This window comes from Comamonas antarctica (genome assembly GCF_013363755.1).
Lineage (GTDB): Bacteria > Pseudomonadota > Gammaproteobacteria > Burkholderiales > Burkholderiaceae_C > Comamonas > Comamonas antarctica.
Genome location: NZ_CP054841.1, coordinates 205,465 through 230,965, shown reverse-complemented (window position 1 = coordinate 230,965; position 25,501 = coordinate 205,465). Strand labels below are relative to the sequence as shown.

24 protein-coding genes are annotated in these 25,501 nt (G+C 69.4%); 11 read left to right on the top strand and 13 right to left on the bottom strand.

Annotated elements, in window-relative coordinates; all coding sequences use genetic code 11:
• Window positions 1-71: 71 nt before the first annotated feature.
• Window positions 72-995 (top strand): LysR family transcriptional regulator, encoded by a 924-nt coding sequence (locus HUK68_RS20435; RefSeq protein WP_175506092.1) that lies wholly within the window; start codon window positions 72-74, stop codon window positions 993-995.
• 112 nt (window positions 996-1,107) lie between these two features.
• Window positions 1,108-2,430, top strand: a complete 1,323-nt coding sequence (locus HUK68_RS20430) for a flavin monoamine oxidase family protein (RefSeq protein WP_175506091.1) — start codon at window positions 1,108-1,110, stop codon at window positions 2,428-2,430.
• Here HUK68_RS20430 and ligD read toward each other — a convergent pair.
• From ligD to ku, 3 genes are all read right to left on the bottom strand, one after another.
• Window positions 2,423-5,005, bottom strand: coding sequence for a DNA ligase D (gene ligD, locus HUK68_RS20425; RefSeq protein ID WP_175506090.1), 2,583 nt, complete (start codon window positions 5,003-5,005; stop codon window positions 2,423-2,425). The two genes, HUK68_RS20430 and ligD, sit on opposite strands and share 8 nt — an antisense overlap.
• 13 nt (window positions 5,006-5,018) lie before the next feature.
• A complete protein-coding gene (locus HUK68_RS20420; protein ID WP_175506089.1) occupies window positions 5,019-5,201 on the bottom strand; it encodes a DUF3606 domain-containing protein in 183 nt (60 codons plus the stop codon).
• 93 nt (window positions 5,202-5,294) lie between these two features.
• Window positions 5,295-6,212 (bottom strand): non-homologous end joining protein Ku, encoded by a 918-nt coding sequence (gene ku / locus HUK68_RS20415; RefSeq protein WP_175506088.1) that lies wholly within the window; start codon window positions 6,210-6,212, stop codon window positions 5,295-5,297.
• 135 nt (window positions 6,213-6,347) lie between these two features.
• On the opposite strand from ku, the gene HUK68_RS20410 reads away from it, so the two are divergent.
• The gene (locus HUK68_RS20410) at window positions 6,348-6,656 is read left to right on the top strand and encodes a hypothetical protein (RefSeq protein WP_175506087.1); all 309 of its coding nucleotides are present in this window, start codon (window positions 6,348-6,350) and stop codon (window positions 6,654-6,656) included.
• Here the strand turns inward: HUK68_RS20410 and rarD are convergent.
• Entirely contained in the window at window positions 6,588-7,538 is a 951-nt protein-coding gene (gene rarD / locus HUK68_RS20405; protein ID WP_175506086.1) for an EamA family transporter RarD, read from the bottom strand. The genes HUK68_RS20410 and rarD overlap by 69 nt on opposite strands.
• 147 nt (window positions 7,539-7,685) lie before the next feature.
• Between rarD and HUK68_RS20400 the strand changes: the two genes are divergently transcribed.
• The gene (locus HUK68_RS20400; RefSeq protein WP_175506085.1) at window positions 7,686-8,159 is read left to right on the top strand and encodes an Lrp/AsnC family transcriptional regulator; all 474 of its coding nucleotides are present in this window, start codon (window positions 7,686-7,688) and stop codon (window positions 8,157-8,159) included.
• A gap of 391 nt (window positions 8,160-8,550) precedes the next feature.
• Here HUK68_RS20400 and HUK68_RS20395 read toward each other — a convergent pair whose 3' ends face one another.
• Entirely contained in the window at window positions 8,551-9,585 is a 1,035-nt protein-coding gene (locus HUK68_RS20395; protein WP_175506084.1) for an SDR family oxidoreductase, read from the bottom strand.
• A gap of 130 nt (window positions 9,586-9,715) precedes the next feature.
• Between HUK68_RS20395 and HUK68_RS20390 the strand changes: the two genes are divergently transcribed.
• Complete coding sequence (locus HUK68_RS20390) at window positions 9,716-10,042, top strand: hypothetical protein (protein WP_175506083.1); 327 nt, start codon at window positions 9,716-9,718, stop codon at window positions 10,040-10,042.
• Here the strand turns inward: HUK68_RS20390 and HUK68_RS20385 are convergent.
• The 5 genes from HUK68_RS20385 to paoA all read right to left on the bottom strand — a co-directional run bounded on the left by HUK68_RS20385 (window position 10,039) and on the right by paoA (window position 16,991).
• Window positions 10,039-11,577, bottom strand: a complete 1,539-nt coding sequence (locus HUK68_RS20385; protein WP_244146414.1) for a superoxide dismutase family protein — start codon at window positions 11,575-11,577, stop codon at window positions 10,039-10,041. The two genes, HUK68_RS20390 and HUK68_RS20385, sit on opposite strands and share 4 nt — an antisense overlap.
• 41 nt (window positions 11,578-11,618) lie before the next feature.
• Window positions 11,619-12,908 (bottom strand): PQQ-dependent sugar dehydrogenase, encoded by a 1,290-nt coding sequence (locus tag HUK68_RS20380; RefSeq protein ID WP_175506081.1) that lies wholly within the window; start codon window positions 12,906-12,908, stop codon window positions 11,619-11,621.
• 287 nt (window positions 12,909-13,195) lie between these two features.
• Window positions 13,196-15,382 carry an aldehyde oxidoreductase molybdenum-binding subunit PaoC gene (gene paoC, locus HUK68_RS20375; RefSeq protein WP_175506080.1) on the bottom strand — a complete coding sequence of 729 codons (2,187 nt, stop codon included), beginning with the start codon at window positions 15,380-15,382 and terminating at the stop codon, window positions 13,196-13,198.
• The gene (locus HUK68_RS20370) at window positions 15,379-16,335 is read right to left on the bottom strand and encodes an FAD binding domain-containing protein (RefSeq protein WP_175506079.1); all 957 of its coding nucleotides are present in this window, start codon (window positions 16,333-16,335) and stop codon (window positions 15,379-15,381) included. Before HUK68_RS20370 ends, paoC begins: the two co-directional genes overlap by 4 nt.
• Window positions 16,332-16,991: an aldehyde dehydrogenase iron-sulfur subunit PaoA gene (gene paoA / locus HUK68_RS20365; RefSeq protein WP_175506078.1), complete on the bottom strand. Its 660-nt coding sequence runs from the start codon at window positions 16,989-16,991 to the stop codon at window positions 16,332-16,334. Before paoA ends, HUK68_RS20370 begins: the two co-directional genes overlap by 4 nt.
• Window positions 16,992-17,223: 232 nt before the next feature.
• On the opposite strand from paoA, the gene HUK68_RS20360 reads away from it, so the two are divergent.
• Entirely contained in the window at window positions 17,224-17,478 is a 255-nt protein-coding gene (locus HUK68_RS20360; RefSeq protein ID WP_175506077.1) for a calcium-binding protein, read from the top strand.
• Here the strand turns inward: HUK68_RS20360 and HUK68_RS20355 are convergent.
• Window positions 17,475-18,269: an AraC family transcriptional regulator gene (locus HUK68_RS20355; protein ID WP_244146413.1), complete on the bottom strand. Its 795-nt coding sequence runs from the start codon at window positions 18,267-18,269 to the stop codon at window positions 17,475-17,477. The genes HUK68_RS20360 and HUK68_RS20355 overlap by 4 nt on opposite strands.
• Window positions 18,270-18,420: 151 nt before the next feature.
• Between HUK68_RS20355 and HUK68_RS20350 the strand changes: the two genes are divergently transcribed.
• Window positions 18,421-19,626, top strand: a complete 1,206-nt coding sequence (locus HUK68_RS20350; protein ID WP_434082476.1) for an MFS transporter — start codon at window positions 18,421-18,423, stop codon at window positions 19,624-19,626.
• 26 nt (window positions 19,627-19,652) lie between these two features.
• Here HUK68_RS20350 and HUK68_RS20345 read toward each other — a convergent pair whose 3' ends face one another.
• Window positions 19,653-20,072 carry a hypothetical protein gene (locus HUK68_RS20345; protein WP_175506074.1) on the bottom strand — a complete coding sequence of 140 codons (420 nt, stop codon included), beginning with the start codon at window positions 20,070-20,072 and terminating at the stop codon, window positions 19,653-19,655.
• 73 nt (window positions 20,073-20,145) lie between these two features.
• Entirely contained in the window at window positions 20,146-21,012 is an 867-nt protein-coding gene (locus HUK68_RS20340; protein ID WP_175506073.1) for a LysR family transcriptional regulator, read from the bottom strand.
• Window positions 21,013-21,122: 110 nt separating this feature from the next.
• Between HUK68_RS20340 and HUK68_RS20335 the strand changes: the two genes are divergently transcribed.
• The 4 genes from HUK68_RS20335 (at window position 21,123) to HUK68_RS20320 (ending at window position 25,483) form a co-directional block, all read left to right on the top strand.
• Window positions 21,123-21,461 (top strand): DMT family transporter, encoded by a 339-nt coding sequence (locus HUK68_RS20335; protein ID WP_244146412.1) that lies wholly within the window; start codon window positions 21,123-21,125, stop codon window positions 21,459-21,461.
• Window positions 21,462-21,465: 4 nt separating this feature from the next.
• Complete coding sequence (mdtI, locus tag HUK68_RS20330) at window positions 21,466-21,795, top strand: multidrug/spermidine efflux SMR transporter subunit MdtI (protein ID WP_175506072.1); 330 nt, start codon at window positions 21,466-21,468, stop codon at window positions 21,793-21,795.
• Window positions 21,796-21,892: 97 nt separating this feature from the next.
• Window positions 21,893-24,478, top strand: a complete 2,586-nt coding sequence (locus tag HUK68_RS20325) for an excinuclease ABC subunit UvrA (protein ID WP_175506071.1) — start codon at window positions 21,893-21,895, stop codon at window positions 24,476-24,478.
• 213 nt (window positions 24,479-24,691) lie between these two features.
• Window positions 24,692-25,483 (top strand): YdcF family protein, encoded by a 792-nt coding sequence (locus HUK68_RS20320; protein WP_175506070.1) that lies wholly within the window; start codon window positions 24,692-24,694, stop codon window positions 25,481-25,483.
• Window positions 25,484-25,501 lie beyond the last annotated feature (18 nt).

Genomic DNA, 25,501 nt, shown 5'->3' with positions numbered 1-25,501 from the left:
GCGCTTTTCTGCATTGTGTTTTGTAATATCGGCTATATTGGTATGCAAATTTGCATAACTGAGAGCCGGCATTGAACCCATTCGACTGGGATAACCTGCGTGTCTTCCTGGCGGTGGCCAGGGCCCGCTCCGCGCTCGAGGCCTCGTCGGCGCTGGGCTTGAACCAATCGACCATTTCGCGGCGCCTGCACCGCCTGGAAGAGGACATCGGCGCCAAGCTGTTCCACCGCAGCTCGCAAGGCCATTACCTGACCAGCGCCGGCCACCGGCTGCTGGAATACGTGGAGCAGCTCGAGAGCACGCTGGCGGCCGTGGAGTCGGAGGTGTTCGGCGACGACATGGCGCTGACCGGCGACATCCGCCTGGGCAGCACCGAAGGCTTCGGCAGCTTCTTCCTGGCCCCGCACCTGGCGCATTTCTGCACCCGCCACCCGGCCATCACGGTCGATCTGCTGCCGATGCCGCGGCATGTGAATCTTTCCAAGCGCGAGGCCGATGCCTCGATCACCATCGACCGCCCGACCACCGACAGCTTCGTCACCAGCAAGCTGGCCGAATACCGGCTGCTGCCCTATGCGAGCGCGGCCTACCTGCAGCAGCAGCCGGTAATCGAGCGCGTGTCCGATCTGGCCAGCCACCGCTGGGTGGACTATGTCGATGACCAGCTGTTTGCCGATCAGCAGGTCAGCCTGCGGCAATGGCTGCCTGCGGCGCGTCCCTTCCTGCGCAGCACCAGCGTAATCGCGCAGATGCAGGCGGTGCGCTCGGGCCTGGGCATTGCCGTGCTGCCGTGCTTCATGGCCAGCGCGCAGCAAGACCTGGTTGCGGTGCTGCCCGATGCGGTCGACCTCACGCGCAGCTTCTGGCTCGTGGCGCCGGCCGAGCGGCGCGAGTTGGCGCGCATCAAGGCGCTTTGGGACTATCTGCGCCAAGTGGTGGAGCTGAACCGGGATTTCCTCATGGGGCGCAGCAGCGAGATGGCCTGGCTGCCCTGAGCCGCGCCGAGGCGCGGCGGTCCGTCAACCGCGCCGCGGCACTGCGGTCGGGCAACCGCGCCAGGGGTTATGGAGCAACCCACGGCGCCGCGCTCGCACGATAGTGGCGCAGATGTCCTCACCCCTGCTGTCACGGCGGCGCCTGCTGGCGCGGGGCGCCGCTGCCTTGCCGCTGCGTGCATCGGCTGCTACCCAGGTCGATGTGGTGATCGTCGGCGCGGGCGTGGCCGGCCTGGCCGCGGCGCGGCAGCTGCAGGCCCAGGGGCACCGTGTGCTGGTGCTCGAAGCCGCGCAGCGCATTGGCGGGCGCGCCTTCACGGACCGGCATTCCTTTGGCGCGCCCGTCGACCTGGGCTGCAGCTGGCTGCACCAGGCCGACCGCAATCCGCTCACGCCGATCGCGCGCGCGCTGGGCTTCACGCTGCGCGCGCATGACGGCGCGTCCGAGCATTTCCTCGATGCGGGACGGGCGCTGGGCAGCGTGCAGCGCACGGCCATTGCCATGGCCCGGCAGCGGCTGGTGCACGCCATGCAAGGCGTGGGCGCGGACGATGCCGCGCTGGCGTCGATGGCCGGCCCGCGCGATGCGGCCCTGCAACGCGCGATCAGTGAACTGGGCGAACTCGATGCGGGCGGCGCGGCCGAAGACATCTCGGTGCTGGGCCTGCGGGCGCAGGGCGGCAGCGCGCCCAATTGGCTGGTGCGCCAGGGCCTGGGGCGCGTGGTCGAGTCGCTGGCGCAGGGCGTGCATGTCGCGCTGGGCCAGCGCGTGGTGTCGATCGCGCAGCGCGCCGCGAGCGTGCAGGTGCGCACTGCCGACAGCGTCATCACGGCCGCGCATTGCGTGGTGACGGTATCGACGGGCGTGCTGCGCGCCGAAGCCATCCGCTTCACGCCGGGGCTGGGCGCGGCGGCGCTGGCGGCGCTCGAGGCGCTGCCGATGGGGCACTTCAACAAGGTGATCCTGGAGCTCGACGCTCCGCTGCGCGGTTTCACGCCCGGCGCCTGGCTTTATGAAGGGCGCAGTTTCCCGCCGCGGCGCGCACTGGCGTTTCTGGTGCATCCCTTTGCCTCGAACCTGGTGATTGCCATGGCGGGCGGGCAGTTCGGCCGGCAACTGGCATGTGCGCCGGCACGCGAGGCGCAGCAGCAAGTGCTGGCGCGGCTGCGCGACTGCCTGGGCGGCCTGGACGGGCGCCGCCTGCGCGCTGGCGCCACGACGGATTGGGCGCGCAATCCGCTGTTCCAGGGCAGCTATGCCTATCTGCGCACCGGCGGCGGCGCGGCGCGCGCGGCCCTGGCGCAGGCTGGCGGCGCGCGCCTGCATTTTGCGGGCGAGGCCACGGCCGGCGTGCTGGCGCAGACCTGTGGCGGGGCCTATCTGAGCGGCCTGCGCGCGGCCGCGAGCATCCATGCCTGTCTGGCGCTCACTTGAGCATACGCAGGCCCTGCGTGATGGTCTGCTTCGTGCCCCAGTAATCGCTCCAGGGATCGTCCTTGCGCAGGCTCAGGTAATCGCGCGCCGTGGCGACGGTCCAGTGCGCGCCGCCGCTGAGTTCGGGCAGCTGCTCCCAGGCCACGGGCATGGACACGCCCATGCCCGGACGCGCGCGCGCCGAGAAGGCCGCGACCGCGGTCTGGCCCTGGCCGTTGCGCAGGTAGTCGATGAAGATCTTGCCGACGCGGTGCTTCGGGCCCATGACGGCGACGAATTTCGCCGGGATGACGCGCGCCATGTGCTGGGCCACGGCCTGCGCAAAGGCCTTGATCTGCGCGTAGTCGCGCCGCGGCGTGATCGGCACGACGACATGCAGGCCCTTGCCGCCGCTGGTCTTGGGCCAGCTCTGCAGGCCCAGCTCGACGAGCATCACGCGCATCAGTTCCGCGGCCTCGAGCAGTGCGGGCCAGGTCACGCCTTCGCCGGGATCGAGGTCGAAAATGATGCGGTCGGGCCGTTCGATGCTTTTGACCCTGGAGTTCCAGGTGTGGAACTCGATGACGTTCATCTGCGCCGCGCCCAGCAGCGCCTGCGGCGTGTTGACGGCCAGCAGCGGCGCATGCTCGGGCCACAGCGCCGCGTCGAGTTCGGTGACACCGGCAATGCTGCGCTCGGCATGCTTCTGGAAGAACAGCTCGCCGGTGATGCCCTCGGGCGCGCGCACCAGCGACACCGGCCGCTGCTGCAGGTGCGGCAGTATCCATTCGGCCACGCTTTCGTAGTAGCGCACCAGGTCGATCTTGCGCAGGCCCGTCGACGGATCGATGACGCGCTGGGCGTTGGTGACCTTCATCAGGCCGGGATCGGCCTTGGATGCGGGCGCCGCGGCCTTGCGCGCCGGCTTGGGCGCCGGCGCGGCCGACGCCGGCTGCTTGGCATGTTCGCGCACGATCTCTGCGGCCGGCTTGTCGGTGCGCACACCGCGAAAGACCGCATGGCGGATCTGCTGGTCCGGGGTCCAGTCGCCGAACGCCACCTCGACCACGACCTCGGGCTTGACCCAATGCTCGCTGCCGGCCTTGCGCCTGGCCCAGCGGCCCGAGCCGGCCTTGGCGGCCACGGCGGGCGAGCGCTTGATCTCCAGTGGCGCGAGCAGCGCATGCAGCGCGCGTGAAGTGGCTGAATCCCAGCCCGTGCCGACGGCGCCCGCGGCGCGCAGTTCGCCATCTTCGTGATAGCCCAGCAGCAGGCTGCCGATCTGGCGCGTCGCGCCGCTGCGCAGCGTGAAGCCGATGACGGCAAACTCCTGGCGCAGCTGGCACTTGAGCTTGAGCCAGGTTTCGGTGCGGCCCGAGACATAGGGCGCATCGGCCTGCTTGACCATGACGCCTTCGAGGCCCAGCTTGCAGGCCGCGCTCAGCAGCTCGCCGGGCGGGGCCTCGAGCGCCGGGCTGAAACGCAGGCGCGCGCTTTCGCGGCCTTCGAGCAGTTGCTGCAGCAGGCCGCGCCGCGCCTGCAGCGGCAGGGCGCGCAGGTCGCTGTCGCCGAGGAACGGCAGGTCGAAGGCAAACAGCACGATGTCCTTGTTGCGCGTGCGGTGGTCGATGGCGTTTTGCAGCCGGTGCACGTTGGGCACGCCGGCGTCATCGAGCACGACGATCTCGCCGTCGAGCCAGGCGCAGTTCACGCCCAGCGCGGCAACGGCTTCGGCCAGCGGCTTGAGCTTGTCCGTCCAGTCGTTGCCATTGCGCGTGAAGATGCGGATGTCGTCGCCCTCGATGCGCACCAGCACGCGGTAGCCGTCGAACTTGCTTTCGACGATCCAGTGGCCATCGGGCACGCTGTCGACCAGCGTCGCGAGTTGCGGCGCCAGCGTCGCCGGCAATGCGGCCCGGCGCGCGCCGGCTTCGGGCGGCGCCTCGGACGCTGCCCGGCCCGCGCGCTGCGCGGCCTGGCCCAGCGGCTTTTGCACCACGCTGTCGGGCAGCGCCGTGAGCACGTCGTATTCGCTGCGCGGCCGCGCCCAGGCGTCGCGCTTCTTGAACAGCAGCCACTGGTTCTGCCGCTTGTCGCCGGGCTTGGCGATGCGCACCAGTTCCCAGAGACCGGCCAGCTTTTCCCCGTCGAGCGAGAACACCAGTTTGCCCTTGGCCAGGCCGGCGCGCGCATCGCCCTGCGGGCTCCAGTGGCCGCGGTCCCAGATGATCACCGTGCCGCCGCCATACTGCCCCTTGGGAATCTCGCCCTCGAAGCGGTTGTAGCTCACGGGATGGTCCTCGACCTGCAGGGCCAGCGACTTCACCGCCGGATCGAACGAGGGCCCCTTGGGCACGGCCCAGCTGAGCATGACGCCGTCGAGTTCGAGCCGGAAGTCGTAATGCAGGTGCGACGCCCAGTGTTTCTGGATGACGAACTGCAGCCGCTCGCCGCCTGGCGCGAGCGTGCCTGCGGGTTCGGCGGTCTTGGCGAAATCGCGCTTGGCGTTGTAGCGCGCCAGCGGCGCTACGGCCGGCGCCGCGGCCGGCGCCGTGGCCGCTGCTGCCGCACGGGCGGACCCAGGCTTGCGGGCCATGCTGCAGACGGCTTCAGCCGCGCGCGCGCAGGTGCTTCTCGACGGCCTCGGCGTCGTTACCCACGGCCTGCACCGCGTCCTTGAGCTGCTCGGGCGTCACATTGAACTTCTTCGACCAGTCGCGCACTTCATAGTCCTCGCTGAGGCTGATGCGCTTGCGGTCCTGGCCGCCGGTCTGGGTCTTGTCGTCTGCCATGCTTTGCTCCTGGAGTGAAAAAATCGTTGGAAAAGCCGTGCCTGCCGCCCGCGAAGCCGTGTACGGTGCGCACGCAGCCCGGACAGCCGAAGCTCAGGCGGCCTTTTTGTGCGTTGCCGCCGAACTGCGGCTCGCGGTTTTCTTCGCCGGCGCCTTTTTCGCGGCGGCCTTCTTGGCGGCTGCCTTCTTGGCCGGCGCCTTGCCGGCGGGCGCCTTGCCGCCGCGCAAGCTGCGCTGCAGCAGCGCCGTCAGATCAATGACTTCGCCACCCGAAGACGGCGTCTCCTCTTCGGGCTCGACCACGGTGTGGCTGTCGCCGGCCTTGGCCTTCTTTTCCACCAGCTTCATGATCTGGTGGCGGAATTCGTCCTGGAAATCATCGGGGTCCCAGGCGCCCGACATTTCCGCGATCAGTTGCTTGGCCATCTTCAGCTCGGCCGCGCCCACGCCCTTGCTGCCCTCGGCCGGCAGCTCCAGCGATTCCAGCGTCTTGACCTCATCGCCCCAGCGCAGCAGGTTCAGCACCAGCGCCGGGCCCGAGGGCACGAGCGCCGCGAGATGCTGCTTGGTCGAGATGACCACCTTGGCCAGCGCGATCTTGCCCGTGGCCAGCAGCGCCTCGCGCAGCAGCGCGTAGACCTTGTCGCTCTTGTTGATCGGCGCGACGTAATACGGCCGTTCGAGAAAGATGAAGGGCAGCTCGCTGGCGTCGATGAAACGCTCGATTTCTATGGTCTGCGTGGTCTTGGGGAACACCGCCTCGACTTCCTCGGGGCTGACCAGCACATACTTGCCGTCTTCGTATTCCACGCCCTTGACGATGTTCTCGCGGTCGATCTCGCGGCCGGTGCGCTTGTTGATGCGCTTGTAGCCGACCGGGTCCATGCTGCGCTTGTCGAGCCAGTCGAAATCCACGCCTTGCTCCGAGGCGGCGCTGTGCAGGCCCACCGGGATATGCACCAGCCCGAAGCTGATGGCGCCTTTCCAGAGGGTGCGACTTCCAGTGGCCATATCGATCTTGCTCCTTCATGAACCGCTTGCTCGAAGTGTGCGGTTGCTCCTGAGGCCGCGCTGTAGGTCTTTGCTTGCATGACCAGTAGGCGTGCATACCTTCGCCCGCGCCGGCTCGCGCCCTATGCTGGCGCCATGCGTACCCTGCTTCGTCCCATTGCCGTATCGGTGGAAGAACCCGTGGCGGGCCAGTTCCGCTGGCTGCTGAGCGAGCGGGGCAGCGAGGGCGCATGGTCGCAACTGCGGCGCGCGCCGCAGCCCGTCTCGAGCTACCGCCAGGCCATGGCCGAGGGCCTGATGGCGCTGGAGGCCATGATCGACGATCTCGAGATCGGGCCGCGCAGCCCCGCCGGGCCGCAGCCGGCGCCGCCGCGCTCAGACGCGCCGCGGCACCCCACGCGCGCGCCCAAGCCCGGCTTCTTTGGCTTTGGCCCGGCGCGCTGACACCAGCGCCAGCGCGCCCTCGGCCACCAGCACCAGCACCGCCAGCCAGATCGCGGCATAGGTCGGCCATTGCGCGCGCTCGATCGTTTCGCCCAGCAGCACTGCGGCCACGACCAGCAGCACCGGCTCGACATAGATCAGCAGGCCGAACAGCGTCACATTCAAGCGCGGCATCGACAGCGCCTGACAGCCCAGCGCCAGCGCGCTGAGCGCGCCCAGGCCGAGGATCAGCCAGGGCAGGGCGGCCGAGGCATCGTGCGGCAACAGTTCACCGCCTTGCAGCAGGAAAAACAGGCTGGCGGGCAGGGCCAGCGCCATGTCGAGCCAGGTCGCGGCCAGATGGTTGGTATCGGTGCGCCGGCGCAGCCAGAAATAGACCGGATAGCCCAGGCACACCAGCAGCGCCGGCCAGGACAGCGTCTGCGCCAGCACGAGCTGGCAAGCGATACCGATCAGCGCCAGAACGCAGGCCAGCAACTGCGGCCGGCTCAGGCGTTCGCCAAACGCCACGCGCCCCAGCAGCACCATGGAGATCGGCAGCAGGAAATAGCCCAGCGACACATCGAGCCCACGGCCGTTGATCGGCGCCCACATGAACAGCCACAGCTGCACGCCCAGCAGCAGCGCCGACAACAGCCGCGTGGTCCAGAAATGCCGCTCGTAGCGGATGCGCCGGGCGAGCGCGCGCACTGCCGGGCCGTACCCCGTGGCCAGTACCAGCAGCGTGAGGCAAGGCAGCGTCAGCAGGATGCGCCAGCCGAAGACCTGCTCGCCGGTGAGCGGCGTCAGCAGGCTGCCATAGGCATACATCAGCGCAAACAGGACCGAGGCCAGCACATTGAAGGCCACGCCGGACGGCGTGTTGGAGGGGGAGGTGGACATGGGAACCGAAGCGGAGAAGACAGGCGCGCGCCAGGATGGGCGGTGCAGTAGTGAATAATATTTCGCCTGCCTGGTTTTTTATCTCGATTTCACCGGGATAAGTGGAATAACGTTCACCTTTTGGCCCGGATTTTGAGGAAAGCACCCATGTCAGTGAAGCTCGATGCCTACGACCGTGCGCTGCTGGCGGAGATCCAGCGCGATGCGCGCCTGCCGCAAAGCGAACTCGGCGAGCGCGCGCACCTGTCCACGGCGGCCGTGAACCGGCGCCTGCGGCTGCTGTCCGAGGCCGGCGTCATCGAGGGCTACAGCGCGCGCCTGAACCCCAAGGCGCTGGGCTATGGGCTGACGGTGATCACCGAGGTCATGGTCGAAAACGAGCGCAGCGACCTGCTCGATGCGCTGCAAAAGAGCTTCAACGCGTGTCCGCAGGTGCAGCAGTGCTACTACGTCGCGGGCGAGTGCGATTTCGTGCTGGTGTTCCTGGTGCGCGACATGGAGCAGTATGTGGCGCTGACGCGCGCGCTGTTCCAAGACAGCGGCAATGTAAAGGCGTTCAAGACCCTGGTGGCAATGGACCGGGTGAAGACCGGCATGGGGGTACCGGTGGATTTGGGGTGAGACGCGGAGGCGACAGGTTCAGGTCAAAAGGTGGTTCCGTTCGTCCTGATCCTGAGCTTGTCGAAGGATCGAAGGATGGATGGGCCCACGCTTTCATCTGGAACGCTTGAATCCCACCCTTCGACAGGCTCAGGGTGAGCGGAGTGGGCGCCAAGCTCAGGGTGAGCGGAGTGGGCGCCAGACTCAGGGTGAGCGGAGTGGGCGCCAGGCTCAGGGTGAGCGGTGGGGAGACAAGCTGAGGGTAAGTGGTGGGGAGACAAGCTCAGGGTAAGTGGTGGGGACGACAGCCTCAGGATGAGCGGTGTTTCCGTTCGTCCTGAGCCCGGTCGAAGGATGGACGTCCCGCCCTCCATCTTGCGCAATCCCGCCGTACAGGGCGCGAACCCGCCCTTCACTCCACCGGATGGCGTGCGGGCTTGCGGCGGCCGCCGGCCCAGATGCCGATCGCCAGCCCCAGCACCCCTGCCGCCACCACGGTCCCCAGCGCATGCTGGTTGGCCTGGCGCTGGCCGCCGTCGATCTGCGTGCCCTGCGAGGGCGCGAACAGATTGCCGTCGGTGCGCGGCGCGGGCTGGGCGCGCCGGAGCGCCCAGCGCGTGAGGCGCTGCATGGCGCCGCCGAGCCACTGCGGCGCGATGGCCTGGGCCAGCCGGCCCGGGGCCGCGGCCGCGCCGACCCAGGTGATGGCGCGCGGGCGGTCCACGAGCGCCACGATAGAGCGTGCCACGCGGCGCGGATCGACCATGGGGATCGGCGGGCGGATGTTGCTGCCGGTGTAGTTGGCGCCATGCGACAGGCCCGGCGAGTCGACAAAGGTGGGCGCGACATCGCAGACATGCACCTTGGGCAGGTCGAACACCTCGGCGCGCAGCGCCTGCGACAAGCCGCGCAGCCCGAACTTGCTCGCGGTGTAGGCTGCCGCGTAGGGCGCGGGCACCCAGCCGCCAATCGAGATCAGGTTGATCAGCGTGCCGCGCCCGCGCTCGCGGAAGTGGCGCAGCGCGGCATGCGCGCCGTGCAGGTGGCCGATGAGATTGGCCTCGACCACGCGGCGGTGCGCGGCCAGCGGCGTTTCGTCGAAGCGGCCCACGGCGCCGACGCCCACGCCATTGATCCACACATCGATCTGCCCGTGCGCGCCCAGCGCGGCCTGGGCCAGTTTCCCGACGGCTTCGGCATCGGTGACATCGGTGGGCACCGCCAGCGCCGCGGCCGCGCCGGCCTCGCGGCAGGCCGCGACCACCGGGGCCAACGTGTCGGTGTCGCGCGCCGCGAGCACCAGGCGCGCGCCGCGGCGGGCGAATGCCAGCGCGGTGGCGTGGCCGATGCCGCTCGAGGCGCCGGTGATCACGACCACCTGGTCCCGGGGCGGGGTGGAGCGCGCGCTGACAGGTGGGCGGGAGGAGGTGTTGTCTGAAGTGACCATGAAACGTCCGATAGGAAAGAGGATGCCGCGCGGCGCCAGTGGGGCGCTGCGGCGTTTAAAGTGTTGTATGCGGCACGCCCGCGCCGCCATGTAGGACGGCGGCGGAACCGGCCGCCACCCGAGGAGAAGCATGTCCGTACTGACCACGCCCGACGGCCGCTACATCGTGGTGCGCGGGCGCCTGTGGCGCGCCAGCAATCCGCAGCTGCCCGAAGCGCAGCGCGCGGCGCTGGTCCACGACCTGTCCGCCGCGCGGCGCGGCGTCAAGGCGGCGCTGGCGCAGGGCGATGCCACGCGCCTGGCCGCGGCGCGCGCCGCCGTGCACCAGGCCAAGCTCGGGCTGGGCGAGCGCGGCGCGCCCTGGTGGACGGATGGCGCGCCGGATTTCAACCGCCACCTGGCGCGCAACACGCCCTATGCGCCGTGGTATGCACAGGCCCAGGGCGGGGACGTTTAACGCGGCAGGCCGACGCGCAGCACGTCGAAGGGCAGGAAGGGCGGCGGGTCCTTTTGCTTGTTGAGCTGGCCGTTGACCACCAGCAGCGCGTTGCCGGCCTTGGCCGCGGTCGTGGGGTACTTCAGCCGCGCATCGTGCAGGCGCTGCTCGACGCGCGCGCTGCCCCAGCCATCGGCCAGCGCCAGCTGCACCAGCTCGTTGTCGGCATTGCGCACCACAAAGAGACGGTTTGTGCCGTCCAGCACCAGGCCGTCGCCATTGACCAGCGAGCCGCCCTCGACACGCACTTCGCTCACTGCGCGCGAGCCGGTGTCGATGCGCCACAGCTGGCCCGTGGCCAGCTGGATGGCCAGCAGCCAGCGCCCGTCGGGCGAGGCGACGATGCCGTTGAAGTTGATCTGGTTGGGGACATAGCGCACCGGCGTGTTGCGCAGGTCCAACCAGGGTTCGAGCAGCATCGGCGCGCCGGGCGCGGTGGCAATGCGCCACAGCACCGGGCGGAACGAATCGGTGACATAGGCATGGCTGGACGTCAGCACCAGGTCGTTGAGAAAGCCTTGGCCCTCCTTGGGGCCCTGCACCACGGCCAGGGTGGTCGCGCGCTGCGGATCGACCACGGCCACGGTGTTGCCCGGGCCGCCCGCGACCCACAGCCGGCCCGCGGCATCGACCTTCATGCCGAAGGCTGCCTGGCGCCCGGGCGAGCCGCCCATCTGCAGCATCTCGGCCTTGTCGGCGCCCGCGGCAATGCGGTAGATATGGCCGTCGCTGCTCGAGCCGACATAGGCCGTGCCGCTGCGGCCGTCGACCGCAATGCCTTCGGGGAACACATTCGCGCCCTGGAAGATGGCGCGGCCCTGCACCATGCCCGGCGCCGTGGACTCGATGATGCCGCAGGCAATGCGCCCGCCCGAGTTGCCGGCCGGGTCGCTGGCGTAGTCGTCTTCGCGCTCGTGCACGATCAGCGTGCGGCCCAGGATGGTGGTCTTGCCGGGCTGCAGCGTGACATGTGGATTGGTGAAGCGCAGCGTGCCGCGGCGGTCGGCGCCGACCGCGATGTTCGGCGCCTCGCCCGCATGGGCCTCATGCGCCGACTGGCCGGGGCGGCCGTGGTTGCGCGTCTGGTACGGGTCGAAATGGCCGCCCGCCGCGCCGAAGGCGACGATCTGTCCGCTGGCGGCATCGGGGCCGGGCGCGCAGGCGCCGTTGGCATGGATATGGAAGCCATGCGCGCCGGGCGCCATGTCGCGCACTTCAATCGCGATTTCCACGCCCGCGCCGCCAGGCAGCTCGCGCAGCGTGGCACTGCCCGCGGGCTGGCCCGTGGGCGTCACCAGCGCCACGCGGGCCTGGGGCTGGGGTTGGGGTTGGGCAGCGGCTTGTGGCGGCGCTGCGGCCATGGGGGCGCCGGCCGCGGGCGCATGGCTGCCCGCGGCAGGCATGTCGTAGTTGCGGGTGGCGGCGCAGCCGGTGAGCAGCAGCGCCAGCGCGGACAGCACGGCGGTGCTGGCGGGGACGAAAGGACGTGGGTTCATGGCGGCGGATTCCTGGAAATTGCGTTGATGGGGCATGGCAGTTACCGGCCGCTGTAACGGATGCGGTAGATCACGCCGTTCTGGTCCTCGGCCAGCAGCAGCGAGCCGTCGCGCGCCTGGGCCAGGCCGGCCAGGCGGCCGAATTGCGCCGGGCGCCGGGCCTTGGCCTGCTCGGCCGGCGCGGGCGCCGCGCCAGGCGCATTCAAGCCCGGCGGCAGCTGCTGCATCAGCCAGCCGGTGGCGAAGTCCTCGGTGGCCTGGGGCTTGCCGCTGGCGTCGAAGCGCACGCGCACCACGCTGTAGCCGCTGGGCTGGGAACGGTTCCACGAACCGCGGAAGGCGACAAATGCGTCGCCGCGGAATTCGCGCGGGAACTGTTCGCCGGTGTAGAACACCAGGCCCAGCGGCGCGGCATGCGCGGTGTAGTGCAGCACCGGTGCCTCGGTGGTCGGGCAGAAATCGGCCTTGGTGGTATGCGGCGGCTCGTTGAATTGCGTCGTGGTGACCTTGCGCTCACCCCAGCAGAACGGCCAGCCGTAGTGCTTGTTGGCGTGGATGGCGTTGAGTTCCTCGGGCGGCTCGTCGTCGCCCTGGTAGTCCGAGCCATGGTCGAAACCATAGAGCTGGCCGCTGGCCGGGTGCCAGCCAAAGCCGATCGTGTTGCGCAGGCCCGAGGCATAGACTTCGCGCGCCGAGCCGTCGGGGCGCATGCGCAGCAGCGTCGCGGATTCGGGATTGGGCTCGCGGCAGTTGTTGCAGGTCGAGCCCACCGAGACATAGAGCCAGCCGTCAGGCCCGAAGGCCAGCGTGCGGTTCGGGTGCTGGCCGGCATCGGGCAGATCGTCGAGCAGCGTCTTCGCCGGCGACAGCGTGCCGTCGGGCTGCACATCGGCCACCAGCAGCTTCTTGTCGGTGACCAGATACAGCTTGCCATCGCGCAGCGCCAGGCCATGCGCGTACTTGGCGTTCTGCAGCACGACCTTCTGTTCATCGGCCTGGCCGTCGCCGTTGGTGTCGCGCAGCAGCAGCACATCGCCCTGTTCGCGCCGGCTTGCATAGACATCGCCATTGGGCGCCACGGCCAGCCAGCGCACGTTCTTCAAGTCCTTGGCAAACACCGAGATGCTGAAGCCCGCGGGCACGCGCAGCTGGTTCAGCAGGCGGTCGTTGAACGGCACCGGCGTGGGCTCGACGACCCCGGCGCGGACCTGTACCGGGCCGTCGCCGGGCGGAAGCTGGGCGCTCGCGGCCGCGGCAAAAGCCGCCAGAAGCAGGCCGGCAGTGCCAGTGCGCAGGCCGTGGAATTGCGGGGTGGGGGGGCGGTGTGTCATGGGCTACGGAGGAGGTGAGGGGTGGAGGGCTGCAGTTTTTGCTACAGCGCTCTATCCTCCGCATGCACCAAGGGTTGGGGGCAGGTGCAGCCCGTAAGCGGATGTAGGACGCCGACGGGCAATCCGTGCTTGGCAAAGGCTACGCCCTGAAAACGCCCGGCGACGGACGCGCCCAGCGACCGGTGGTTGGACCCTCGCGTGCCACCAATCCGCTCATGCCGATCCTGAGCAAGGATGGACGGCCAGCACTCAGGAGAGAAGCGCTGGACGTATCGCAGCCGACAACTTCACACCCGCGGCATCTGCGCGATCAGCTTGTCCAGCGTGATCGGATAGTCGCGCACCCGCACGCCGGTGGCGTTGTAGATCGCATTCGCCACCGCCGCGCCGACGCCGCACAGGCCCAGCTCGCCCACGCCCTTGGCTTTCATCGGCGACGAGACCGGATCGGTTTCATCGAGGAACATCACTTCCAGGTGCGGAATGTCGGCATGCACCGGCACCTCGTAGCCCGCGAGGTCGTGGTTGACAAAGAAGCCGCGGCGCTTGTCGACTTCGAGATGCTCCATCAGCGCGCCGCCCACGCCCATGGTCATCGCGCCCAGCACCTGGCTGCGCGCCGACTTGGGGTTCAGGATGCGGCCCGCGGCGCACACGGCCAGCATGCGGCGCACGCGCACCTCGGCGGTGTAGGCATCGACGGCGACTTCGACGAAGTGCGCGCCAAAGGTCGACTGCTGGTAGCGCTTGTCGAGGTCGCCGAACTCGATGCTGTCGGCCACCGAGAAACCCTTGTCGCCGGCAATTTCCGCCAGCGACAGGCTCTTGCCGCCGGCGCGCACCATGCCATCGGCAAACTCGGCATCGGCGGGCAGGCCCGCGCGCTGCACCACCGCCTCGCGCAGCTTGACGCAGGCCGCGTAGACACCGGCCGTGGAGCTGTTGGCGCCCCATTGGCCGCCCGAGCCCGCGGACACCGGGAAACTCGAGTCGCCGAGCTCGACCTTCACGCGTTCCAGCGGCACGCCCATCATTTCCGCCGCGGTCTGGGCAATGATGGTGTAGCTGCCGGTGCCGATGTCGGTCATGTCGGTCTGCACCGTGACGCTGCCGCGGCCGTCGAGCAGCACGCGCGCGCCGGACTTCATCACCAGGTTGTTGCGAAAGGCCGCGGCCATGCCGATGCCGATCCAGGCGTTGCCCTCGCGCCGGCTCGCGGGCTGGGCGCTGCGCTCGGCCCAGCCAAAGCGCTCGGCGCCGGTGCGCAGGCATTCGACCAGGCGGCGCGTGGAAAAGCGGCGCTCGGGCTTGGCCGGATCGACCTGGGTGTCGTTGATGACGCGGAACTCGATCGGATCCATCTTCAGGCGCTCGGCCATCTCGTCCATCGCAATCTCCAGCGCCATCATGCCCGGCGCCTCGCCCGGCGCGCGCATCGAATTGCCCTCGGGCAGGTCGAGCACTGCAAGCCGCGTGCCGGTGAGCCGGTGCGCGCCCGCATAGAGGAACTGCGTCTGCTGCGTGGCCTCCTCGGGGTCGCCGCCGGGCAGGTTGCCGGACCAGCTTTCATGCGCGATGGCCGTGAGCTCGCCGCTGGCCTTGGCGCCAAGCCGGATGCGCTGGATGGTGGCCGGGCGGTGCACGGTGTTGTTGGCCATCAGCGGGCGCTGCAGCGCGACCTTGACCGGGCGTTGCGCCAGGCGCGCGCCCAGCGCGGCAAGCAGCGCGTCGGCGCGCAGGAACAGCTTGCCGCCAAAGCCGCCGCCGATATAGGGCGACATCAGATGCACGCGCTCCTTGGGAATGCCCAGCGTCTTGGCCAGGTCGCTCACGGCCCAGTCGACCATCTGGCTCGAGGTCCAGAGCGTGAGCCGCTCGCCGCGCCAGGCGGCCGTGGTCGCATGCGGCTCCATCATCGCGTGCGACTGGTCGGGCGTGCTATAGGTCTGGTCGTGCTGCACCTGCGCGGCGGCGTAGCCGCTGGCGAAATCGCCGACCTTCTGGTCCTTGTCGATGGTCTTGGCGCCCGCTTCGCGCGCCTTGGCCAAGTCGAACTTGCCTTCGGCGCTCTCATAGCGCACTTGGAGCAACTGGGCCGCGCTGCGGGCCTGCTCGAAGGTCTCGGCGACGACCAGCGCCACCGCCTGGTGGTAATGCTCGACGTTCGGGCCGGCCAGCAGCCGGGCGATGTTCTTCTCGCCCTTGCCCAGCTTGCCGGCGTTCTTCGCGGTGACGATGGCCAGCACGCCCGGCGCGGCCTCGGCCGCGCGCTGGTCGATGCCCAGGATGCGGCCCTTGGCAATCGTCGCGCCGACGACATAGCCGTAGGCCGCATCGGGCGCGGCGGCATGGCGCTCGTAGGCATAGGGTGCGGTGCCCGTGGTCTTGAGCGGGCCGTCGATGCGGTCCACGGGCTGGCCGACGACCTTCAGCTGGTCGATGGGATTGGTGGTCGCGGGGGTGTCGAATTTCATGCGCGGCTCCTTGCAGCGTCGAGCACCGCGGCCAGCGTGCGTTCGGCCAGCGGGATCTTGAAGGCGTTGTGTTCGGTGGGCCGGGCATCGGCCAGCAGCACGCGGCTCGCGGCCTGCGCGCCCTGGGCCAGCGCCGCATCGGCGGCTGGCATGCGCCAGGGCTTGTGCGCGACGCCGCCCAGCGCCACGCGGCCCGAGCCGTCGGGCTGCACGATGGCTGCCACCGACACCAGCGCGAAGGCATAGGACGCGCGGTCGCGCACCTTTTGATAGACATGCCGCCCGCCCACGGGCGCGGGCAGCGTCACCGCGGTGATCAGTTCGCCGGGCGCGAGCGCGGTCTCGATCTGCGGCGTGTTGCCCGGCAGCCGGTGGAAATCGGCAATGGGAATGCTGCGCCGCGCGCCATCCGCCTGCTGCGTCTCGACGCTGGCATCGAGCACGCGCATTGCCACCGCCATGTCGCTGGGGTGGGTGGCGATGCAGTGCTCGCTCGACCCGACCACCGCATGCTGGCGGCTGATGCCGCGCAGCGCCGCGCAGCCGCTGCCGGGCTGGCGCTTGTTGCAGGGCTGGGCGGTATCGTAGAAATACGCGCAGCGCGTGCGCTGCAGCAGATTGCCGGCGGTGGTCGCCTGGTTGCGCAATTGCCCCGATGCGCCGGCCAGCAGCGCGCGCGCCAGCACGCCGTAGTCGCGGCGCACGCGCGCATCGGCGGCCAGGTCGGTGTTGCGCACCAGCGCGCCAATGCGCAGGCCGCCTTCGGGCGTGGCTTCGATCTGGTCGAGGCCCAGATGGTTGACGTCGATCAGGTGCGGCGGCGTCTCGATCTCGAGCTTCATCAGATCGAGCAGGTTGGTGCCGCCGGCAATGAAGCGCGCGCCGGGCGTGCGCGCGGCCGCGGCCAGCGCCTCGGCGGGCGAGGCCGCGCGTTCGTAGCTGAAGGCTTTCATGCTTTCACCCCGCCGACTTCTGCGACCGCGTCGATGATGTTGCTGTAGGCACCGCAGCGGCAGATATTGCCGCTCATGCGCTCGCGCAGCTCGGCGGCCGACAGCAGTGGCTGGGCCGTGAGGTCGCCGGTCACATGGCTGGGAATGCCTTGCCGGACTTCCTCGAGCACGGCTGCGGCCGAGCAGATCTGGCCGGGCGTGCAGTAGCCGCACTGGTAGCCGTCGTGCTTGACGAAGGCCGCCTGCAATGGATGCAGCTGGCCGGGCTGGCCCAGGCCCTCGATGGTCGTGACCTCGGCGCCTTCGTGCATGACGGCCAGCGTGAGGCAGGCGTTGAGGCGGCGGCCGTCGACAATGACGGTGCAGGCGCCGCACTGGCCATGGTCGCAGCCTTTCTTGCTGCCGGTCAGGTGCAGGTGCTCGCGCAGCGCGTCGAGCAGCGTGGTGCGCGGATCAAGCGCGAGCTGCTGCGCCTTGCCATTGACCTTGAGATTGACGGGCATCGGCACGCCGGCGCGCGGCGCGGGTGCGCTGGCCGCGGACGCTGCGGCAGCGGGCGCGTCGGCAGTGGCCAGCTGCGCCGGCAGCGCCAGCGAGGCGGCGCCGGTCTGCAGCAGGCCGCGGCGCGACAGGGTGAAGGCATCGGGAGAATTCATGGGCGTGGGTCCTTGGTGCGGCCTTGCCGGGGGGCGGTCTGGCACGTTGTGGATTCATCCTAAGGGCCGGATCTGGCGCGCCGCGTCGGAGAGGGACGCGTCATGCCGCCCGTCGCCCCGGTGCCATCCATCTGGAAATTTGATAGTGCTTAACTTTTGATGGCTGATATTCGATAGGAAAATTGCGCGATTTAAGACAGGCGCCGGCACGCCGCGCAGGGAGGGACAGCCAATGGAGAATGCAGAGCACAAGCGACTGGACGGCGCGGCGGAGGTCCCCTGGGGCAGCGCAGTGGCCGCCAGTGAAATCGTGGCCCGCCGCCATGGCGACCATCTGCTGCTGCAGCTGCGCGGCAGCGCGCAGACCGTCACCGTCCACGACTACTTCCGCAAGAATGCCGCCGGCGGCTATATCGCCGACGAGGTGCGCTTCGCCGACGGCCGGCTGTGGCAGATGCGGCCCGCAAGCGCCGTGCCCAAGGCCTAGCGGTCGTCGAAGAACTGGCTGGGCGCCTGGCCGAAGTGCTTGCGGAACATGGTCGTGAACGCGCCCGGGCTGTCGTAGCCCAGCGCCAGCGCCACGTCGATCACCTTGGCGCCCCCGGCCAGCAGTTCGAGCGCGCGCAGCAGCCGCGCCTGCTGGCGCCAGCGCCCGAAGGTCATGCCGGTCTGCGCCGTGAGCAGGCGCTGGATGGTCTTGCCGTCGACGCCGAGCTGCTGCGCCCAGTCGGCCAGCGTCGAGCTGTCGTCCAGCCGCTGCAGCAGCCGCCGGCACAGCGCCAGCACGCGCGCGTCGGTGGGCATCGGCAGGTGCAGCGGCAGCACCGGCAGCGCGTGCAGTTCGTCGAGCAGCAAGCGCAGCAGGCGCGCATCGCGCGAATCGGGCGCGGTCGGCGGCCGCACATCGACGGCCGCGCGGATCAGCTCGCGCAGCAGCGGCGAGATGCCCACCACCTGGCAGCCGGCAAACCGCTGCGGCGTGGCATCGGGCTGCACATACAGGCTGCGCATCTGCACTTCGCCAATGCAGCGCAGCGCATGGGTCATGCCCGCCGGCATCCACAGGCCGCGGCTGGGCGGCAGCACCCACTGGCCGGCTTCGGCCTGCACCACCATCACGCCCTGCAGCGCATGCAGCAACTGGTGCTTGGTGTGCAGATGCGGCGGTATCTCCCAGCCCGCGGGATAGTCGGTGGCGCGGCATGCGACCAGCGCGTCGCTGTTCTCGACCTGGGCCAACTCCTGCGGATGGGGTGTCGTCTGGGGCGTATGCAGCATGTCCGTTTTGCAAATGTTGTGCACCAAATGGCGCAAGACAGACTGTAGCCGCATTTCTAGAATCGGCCACTTGCGTGCCCCGGGCCCGGCATTTCGCGCCGGGCCGGGACGCATCAGCCAGGTCTTACCGATGTCACTTGCCACTGCCAGCATGGCTGCCCAGACGCAGCCCCAGCCCCACTTGCCGCCCGCGGGCTTCGCCTATCGCATCGTCGGCGCCGCCGCGTTTGCGCACCTGCTCAACGACCTGATCCAGGCGCTGCTGCCCTCGATCTATCCGATGCTCAAGACCGACTTCGCGCTGAGCTTCGCGCAGATCGGCTGGATCGCGCTGGCCTATCAGATCACGGCCTCGCTGCTGCAGCCCTGGATCGGCCTGTACACCGACAAGCATCCCAAGCCCTATCTGCTGCCCGCGGGCATGGCGGTGACGCTGCTCGGCATTGCGCTGCTGGCGAGCGCCGGCAGCTACGCCATGCTGCTGCTTGCCGCCTGCGTCGTCGGCGTCGGCTCGGCGACTTTCCACCCGGAAGCGTCGCGCGTGGCGCGGCTGGCTTCGGGCGGGCGTTTCGGCACCGCGCAATCGACCTTCCAGGTGGGCGGCAACACCGGCTCGGCGATCGGGCCGCTGCTGGCCGCGGCGATTGTCGTGCCGTTCGGGCAAAAAGCCATTGCCTGGTTCATGCTGGTGGCGCTGCTGGCCATCTGGGTGCTGTGGCGCATCACCGGCTGGACGCTGCGCCACGGCCGGGCGCAGGCCAGGAGCATGGCGCGCGAGCCGGCGCCCGGACTGGCGCGGCCCCAGGTGATCCGTGCGATGGTGGTCATTGCCATCCTGATGTTCGCCAAGTTCGTCTACATCTCGGCCTTCACCAACTACTTCACCTTCTATCTGATCGAGCGCTTCGGCACGACGGTGCGCGAAAGCCAGCTCTACCTGTTTGTGTTCCTGGCCGCGGTGGCGCTGGGCACGTTTGCCGGCGGGCCGGTCGGCGACCGCATCGGCCGCAAGGCGGTGATCTGGGTGTCGTTCCTGGGCGTGGCGCCGTTTGCCCTGGCGCTGCCGCATGCCAACCTGTTCTGGACGGCCGTGCTGGCGGTGGCCATCGGCCTGGTGATGTCCTCGGCCTTCGCGGCGCTGGTGGTCTATGCCCAGGAGGCGGTGCCGGGCCGCGTGGGCATGGTGTCGGGCATCATGTTCGGGCTGATGTTCGGCATTGCGGGCATGGCGGCGGCCGGCCTCGGCCAGCTGGCCGACCAGCATGGCATCACCTGGGTCTACGCGCAGTGCGCCTACCTGCCGCTGCTCGGGCTGGTCACGGCCTTGCTGCCGCGCACCGGCGCGGCGCGGCGCTGAGCGCCCGGGCCGGCGCCGCGCCAGCCCTACATCATGCTTTTTTTGCGGAGCTTGGTAGCAAACGCGCTTTGGTCGAGGATGACGCCGCCGCCGGTTTCCACCGTCATCGCGCGCCGATAGTCGCGCTCGATGCGCTTGCTGTGGCTCTCGACAAAGCGCTCGAGCTTGTCCAGCGCCGACTGCTTGTTCGGGCTGTCGGGCATCTTGTCGATCTCGGCGCGCAGGGCGCCTGCCTTGGCCGCCAGAAACCCGCTGTCCCGTTCGCGCTCATGCTCGATGGCCTCGATGCCGCTGCGCTCCTCCATGGTGTCTTGCATGCCGTCCCAGAAGCGGGCCAGCTTGGCATCCAGCGTGCCGGCAATGTCCGGCGCGCGGCCAGCGGTTGCCTGACTCGAGGCCAGGCTGTCGGGCAGGGCGGTGACGGGAGGGTTGGCATTGATGCGCATGGTGGCGGGTCCTCGAAGTTGCTAGGCCTGCTTGAGTGACGCCGGCCAGCGTCGAGTTCCCCGCGGCCTGCAACTAGCGCAGCAGCTGCGTGAAACGCGCCAGCACCCACTGCGCCGTGGCGCCGGGCTGCCAGCCCTGGCACCACAGCACGCGCACCGACAGCCGCGGCAGGCCCAGCGCCGGGCAGTCCAGTTGCTGCAGCGGCTGGCGGTAGCTTTCCTCGGTGGCGATGTGGACCGGCAAGATGGCCCAGCCCAGGTCGTCGGCCACCATCTGCGCCAGGCTGTAGAAGCTGTCCGAACGCCATACCTTGGGGCTGAACGCGGTTTCATCGATGTCGTCGGCATGCAGGATCAGCTGGCGAAAGCGCGCCAGGTCGGTGCGCTGCACCGGGTGGCACTGGGTCAGCGCATGGCCGCCAGGCGCGAACAGGCCCTGGGCCACGGTGCCGATATGGCGCTGGTCGAAGCGCGCCGAGATCGGCCCGCGCACGAAGTGGATGGCCATCTGCGCGCGCTGCTGTTCGACATATTCGGCCACCTCGGTGGCCGTGCCGTTGAGCAGCGTCAGCTCGAGATCGGGGTAGCGCTCGCCGATCTCGCGCACCAGCGTGTTGACCGCCGAATACGGCAGCGCCTCGTCCAGCGCCAGGGCCAGCCTGGCCTCGTTGCCGGCGCTCAGCGACAGCGCGCGCTGGTCGAGCGACTGCGCCTGGCGCAGCAGTTCCCGGGCTTCGAGCAGCAGCAGAGCGCCCGCGTCGGTGGGCTGCGCATTGCGCCGCGAGCGGTCGAACAGTTCGAGGCCCAGGTCGGCTTCGAGGATCCCGATGGCGGTGCTCACGGCCGACTGCGCCCGGCCGAGCCGGCGCGCCGCCTCGCTGAACGAGCCGCTGTCGGCGGTCAGCACGAATTGCCGCAGCTGTTCCAAAGTCCATTGCATGGTGTTGCTATATCAATTTATTAGATGGATGTTGACTTTTTCAATTCAAAAGACCTTTGGACAATCGCTGCAACGGCGCCTGTCGCGCCGACCTAACACCAAGGATTTCCATGAACTTGCGCCCCTGGACTTATCTGCTGGCTGCGGTGGCTGCCGAGATCGTGGGTGTCGGCGTGATGAAAATGCTTGCACAGCAAGGCGCCTGGACGGCATTGCTGTTCATGTACGCGATGATCGGACTGTCGTTCTTCCTGCTGGCCACGGCGATGGAGCATATCCCGATGGCAGTCACCTATGCCACCTGGGAAACGCTGGGCCTGATGGCCGTGGCCTTCATCGGCTGGCGCTTCTTTGGCGAAAGCCTCGGACCGCTCAAGCTGCTGGGCATGGCGGTGCTGGTGGCCGGGGTCGTGCTGGTCAATTCCGGCGGCCACGCCCAGCCGGAGTGAAGCCATGCAAAACGCCCAATTCATCCATTTTGCCTATATGGCCGTCGCGATCTTGCTTGAAGTCGCGGCCAATATCTTCATCAAGTCCTCGCAGGGCTGGCGCCGCAAGCACTGGGGCGTGCTGGGCATCGCCTGCGTGCTGGCCTCGTTCACCGCGCTGTCCCAGGCCGTGAAGGGCATCGAGCTGTCGGTGGCGTATGCGCTGTGGGGCGGCATGGGCATCGTGCTGACCTCGGCCGCCGGCTGGCTGTTGTTTCGCCAGGCGCTGGCGCGCCGCGGCTGCGCCGGCATCGCCTTGATCGTGCTGGGCGTGCTGCTGCTCAAGCTGGCTTGAGTTCGGCGCTCGGGCGCACAACAGGCCCCCGCCTACAGGGCGGCGCCGTGCAGCCTGGCCATACTGCCTGGGTCCCTGGCAACCGGCAGTCACGCTGATGAAAACACCCCACCCGAAGCACGATTTCATCGAGGTCCGCGGTGCGCGCGAGCACAACCTCAAGGATGTGGATGTCGATATTCCACGCAACCAGCTGGTGGTTTTCACCGGCGTCTCGGGCTCGGGCAAGTCCTCGCTGGCCTTCGGCACCATCTATGCCGAGGCCCAGCGCCGCTACTTCGAGTCGGTCGCGCCCTACGCGCGCCGGCTCATCGACCAGGTCGGCGTGCCCCAGGTCGAGCGCATCACCGGCCTGCCGCCCGCAGTCGCCCTGCAGCAGCAGCGCGGCGCGGCCACGGCGCGCTCCTCGGTGGGCAGCGTCACCACCATCTCCAGCCTGGTGCGCATGCTGTATTCGCGCACCGGCAGCTATCCGCCCGGCCAGCCGCTGCTGGCGGCGACCGAGTTCTCGCCCAACATGCCCCAGGGCGCGTGCCCGCACTGCCACGGACTGGGGCGCCTCTATGATGTCGACGAAGCAACGCTGGTGCCCGACGATGCGCTGACGCTGCGCGAACGCGCCGTGGCCGCCTGGCCCGGCGCCTGGCAGGCGCAGAACCTGCGCGACATCCTCACCAGCCTGGGCCATGACATCGACGTGCCCTGGCGCAAGCTGCCCAAGAAAACCCGCGACTGGATCCTGTTCACCGACGAGCAGCCGCAGGTGCCGGTATACGCCGGGCTGCCGTTGCGCGAGGTGCAGAGGCTGCTGCGCACCGAGCAGCCGCCGAGCTACATGGGCACTTTCATCAGCGCGCGGCGCTATGTGCTGCAGACCTTTGCCGCGAGCCAGAGCGCGATGATGAAGCGCAAGGCGGCGCAGTTCCTGGTCGGCACGCCCTGTCCGGTGTGCCAGGGCAAGCGGCTCAAGCCGCAGGCGCTGGCGGTGACATTTGCAGGTCTGGACATTGCCGATTTCACGCACCTGCCACTCGATGACCTGGCCGCGCTGCTGGCGCCGTTTGCGGCAGGCGCCGATGCCGATGCCGGCGCGGACGGCGCGCCGTCGCGGCTCTCCGCGGAAAAGCAGCTCGTGGCCCAGCGCATCGCGCAGGAGCTGCTGGGGCGCATTGGCGCGCTGACGGGGCTGGGCCTGGGCTACCTGTCGCTCGACCGCGCAACGCCCACGCTGTCGCCGGGCGAGCTGCAGCGCCTGCGGCTCGCGACGCAGCTGTCCTCGCAGTTGTTTGGCGTGGTCTATGTGCTTGACGAGCCCTCGGCCGGCTTGCATCCCGCCGACAGCGAGGCCTTGCTGGCGGCGCTGGACCGGCTCAAGGCTGCGGGCAATTCGATCTTTGTCGTGGAGCACGACCTGGCCACCATCCGCCGCGCCGACTGGCTGGTCGATGTCGGGCCGGATGCGGGCGAGCGCGGCGGCCGGGTGCTCTACAGCGGCGCGCCCGCGGGCCTGGCCGAGGTCGAGGCCTCGCACACGCGCCGCTATCTGTTCGGCAGCGACTCCCGGCCGCAGCGCACGCGGCGCACGCCGCGCGACTGGCTGCAGCTGCTCGGCGTGCAGCGCAACAACCTGCGCGGCATCGATGCGGCGTTTCCCATCGGCTGCCTGACTTCGGTCACGGGCGTGTCGGGGTCGGGCAAGTCGAGCCTGGTGAGCCAGGCCCTGCTGGAGCTGGTCAGCGCGCACCTGGGCCAGCGGGCGCCGCAAGCCGAAGAAGAGGGCGGCGCCGAACTGCCGCCCGACGCCACCGCCGGCGACGACGACCCGGGCGCTGCCGCGTCGGCCCAGGACGATGCCGGCGCCACGCGCGGCACGCTGGCGGGAGCCGTGCGGCAGATCCGGCGCCTGGTGCTGGTCGACCAGAAGCCCATCGGCCGCACGCCGCGCTCCAACCTCGCCACCTATACCGGCTTGTTCGACGGCGTGCGCAAGCTGTTTGCGGCCACGCCCGCGGCGCGCGCCAGGCACTTCGACGCCGGCCGCTTCTCCTTCAACATCGCCAAGGGCCGCTGCCCGACCTGCGAAGGCGAAGGCTTCGTGAAGGTGGAGCTGGCCTTCCTGCCCATGGCCTATGCGCCGTGCCCGACCTGCCATGGCGCGCGCTACAACTCCGAGACGCTGGCCGTCACCTGGAACGGCATGACGATTGCCGATGTACTGCATCTCACCGTGGAGGCCGCCTGCGAGGCCTTTGCGGGCGAGCCCGGGGTGCTGCGGCCGCTGCAAGTGCTGCGCGAGATCGGCCTGGGTTATCTGCGCCTGGGGCAGCCGGCCACTGAACTGTCGGGCGGCGAGGCGCAGCGCATCAAGCTGGCCACCGAGCTGCAGCGCACGCAGCACGGGCACACGCTGTATGTGCTGGACGAGCCCACGACCGGGCTGCATCCCGCCGATATCGACCGCCTGCTGCTGCAGCTCGACGCGTTCGTGCAGGCCGGCAACACCGTGGTGGTGGTCGAACACGACATGCATTTCGTCGCGCGCAGCGACTGGGTCATCGACCTGGGGCCGGGCGCGGGCGCCCAGGGCGGCAGCATCGTGGCCAGCGGCACGCCCGAAGAGGTGGCGCGCGAGGCTGCATCGCGCACCGCGCCATACCTGGCCGCCGGCCTGGCGGGAGGGTGATGCGGCCTTTGGCAAGCAGGAAAAAGCATGTTGTAATGGTTAATCGTGATTGATTTGTTAATTTAAATTAACTATTCTCTGCTGCGTCATCCAGTCACTGTCTTTTCGCAATCGCCAGGAGTCGTCCATGCAAATTCTGTGCTTCCGCCCGGCCAGCGCCGGTCCTGTTCGCGCCGCTGCCGGTCTGCCCGGCGCCGCGCGCCCGAGGCTGGCATGACGTTCGGCCTGTTGCTTCTCATTGCGCTGCTGGCCGCCGCCTGCAGCGCGCTGCGCTGGTGCGGCGCGGGCAAGGCGCTTTATGCGCTGGCGGCGCTGCTGTTCCTGGGTATCGGTTGCGGCTATGTTCCCGGCTGGCTGCTGGACCCGCTGCAGACCGCCTACGATGCCAAGCCGGCGCCGGCCTGGGCGCAGCGCAACGCCATCGTGGTGCTGGGCGGCGGCACCGAGAAGATCGGCGCGACCGGCCGCATCGAGCCCGGTGCGGCCGCGCATGCGCGCATCGCCGAGGCGGCGGCGCTGCAGCGCGACTGCCGCGCGCACAGCCCGCACTGCAAGATCCTGCTCAGCGGCGGCGATGCGCGCCAACATGGCAGCCCGGACGCCGCGGTCTACCGACAGGCCTTGCTGGCGCTGGGCCTGGCGGGCGACGACGTGCTGATCGAGCCTTACAGCACCAGCACCTGGCAGCATGCGCGCTTCGCCAGCGATGTGCTGCAGCACTTCGCGCCCGACCGGGTGGTGCTGGTGTCATCGGGCGTGCACCTGCGCCGCAGCCAGCTGTATTTCGCGCACTTCGGCATCGATGCCCTGCAGGCGCGCGCGGGTTACCTGAACGCCGTGAAATCGCCGCTGCCGCTGGCGCACAACTTCATGGCGACCGACGCCGCACTGCATGAATACATCGACATGGCGCGCTACCGCGCACGCATCGCCACCGGCGAACTGGCGCGCCCGCGCCCGGGCGAAGCCGCCAGCGCGGCCCACAGCGACGCTGCCGGGGCCTAGGGCGGCAGCAACGCGCGC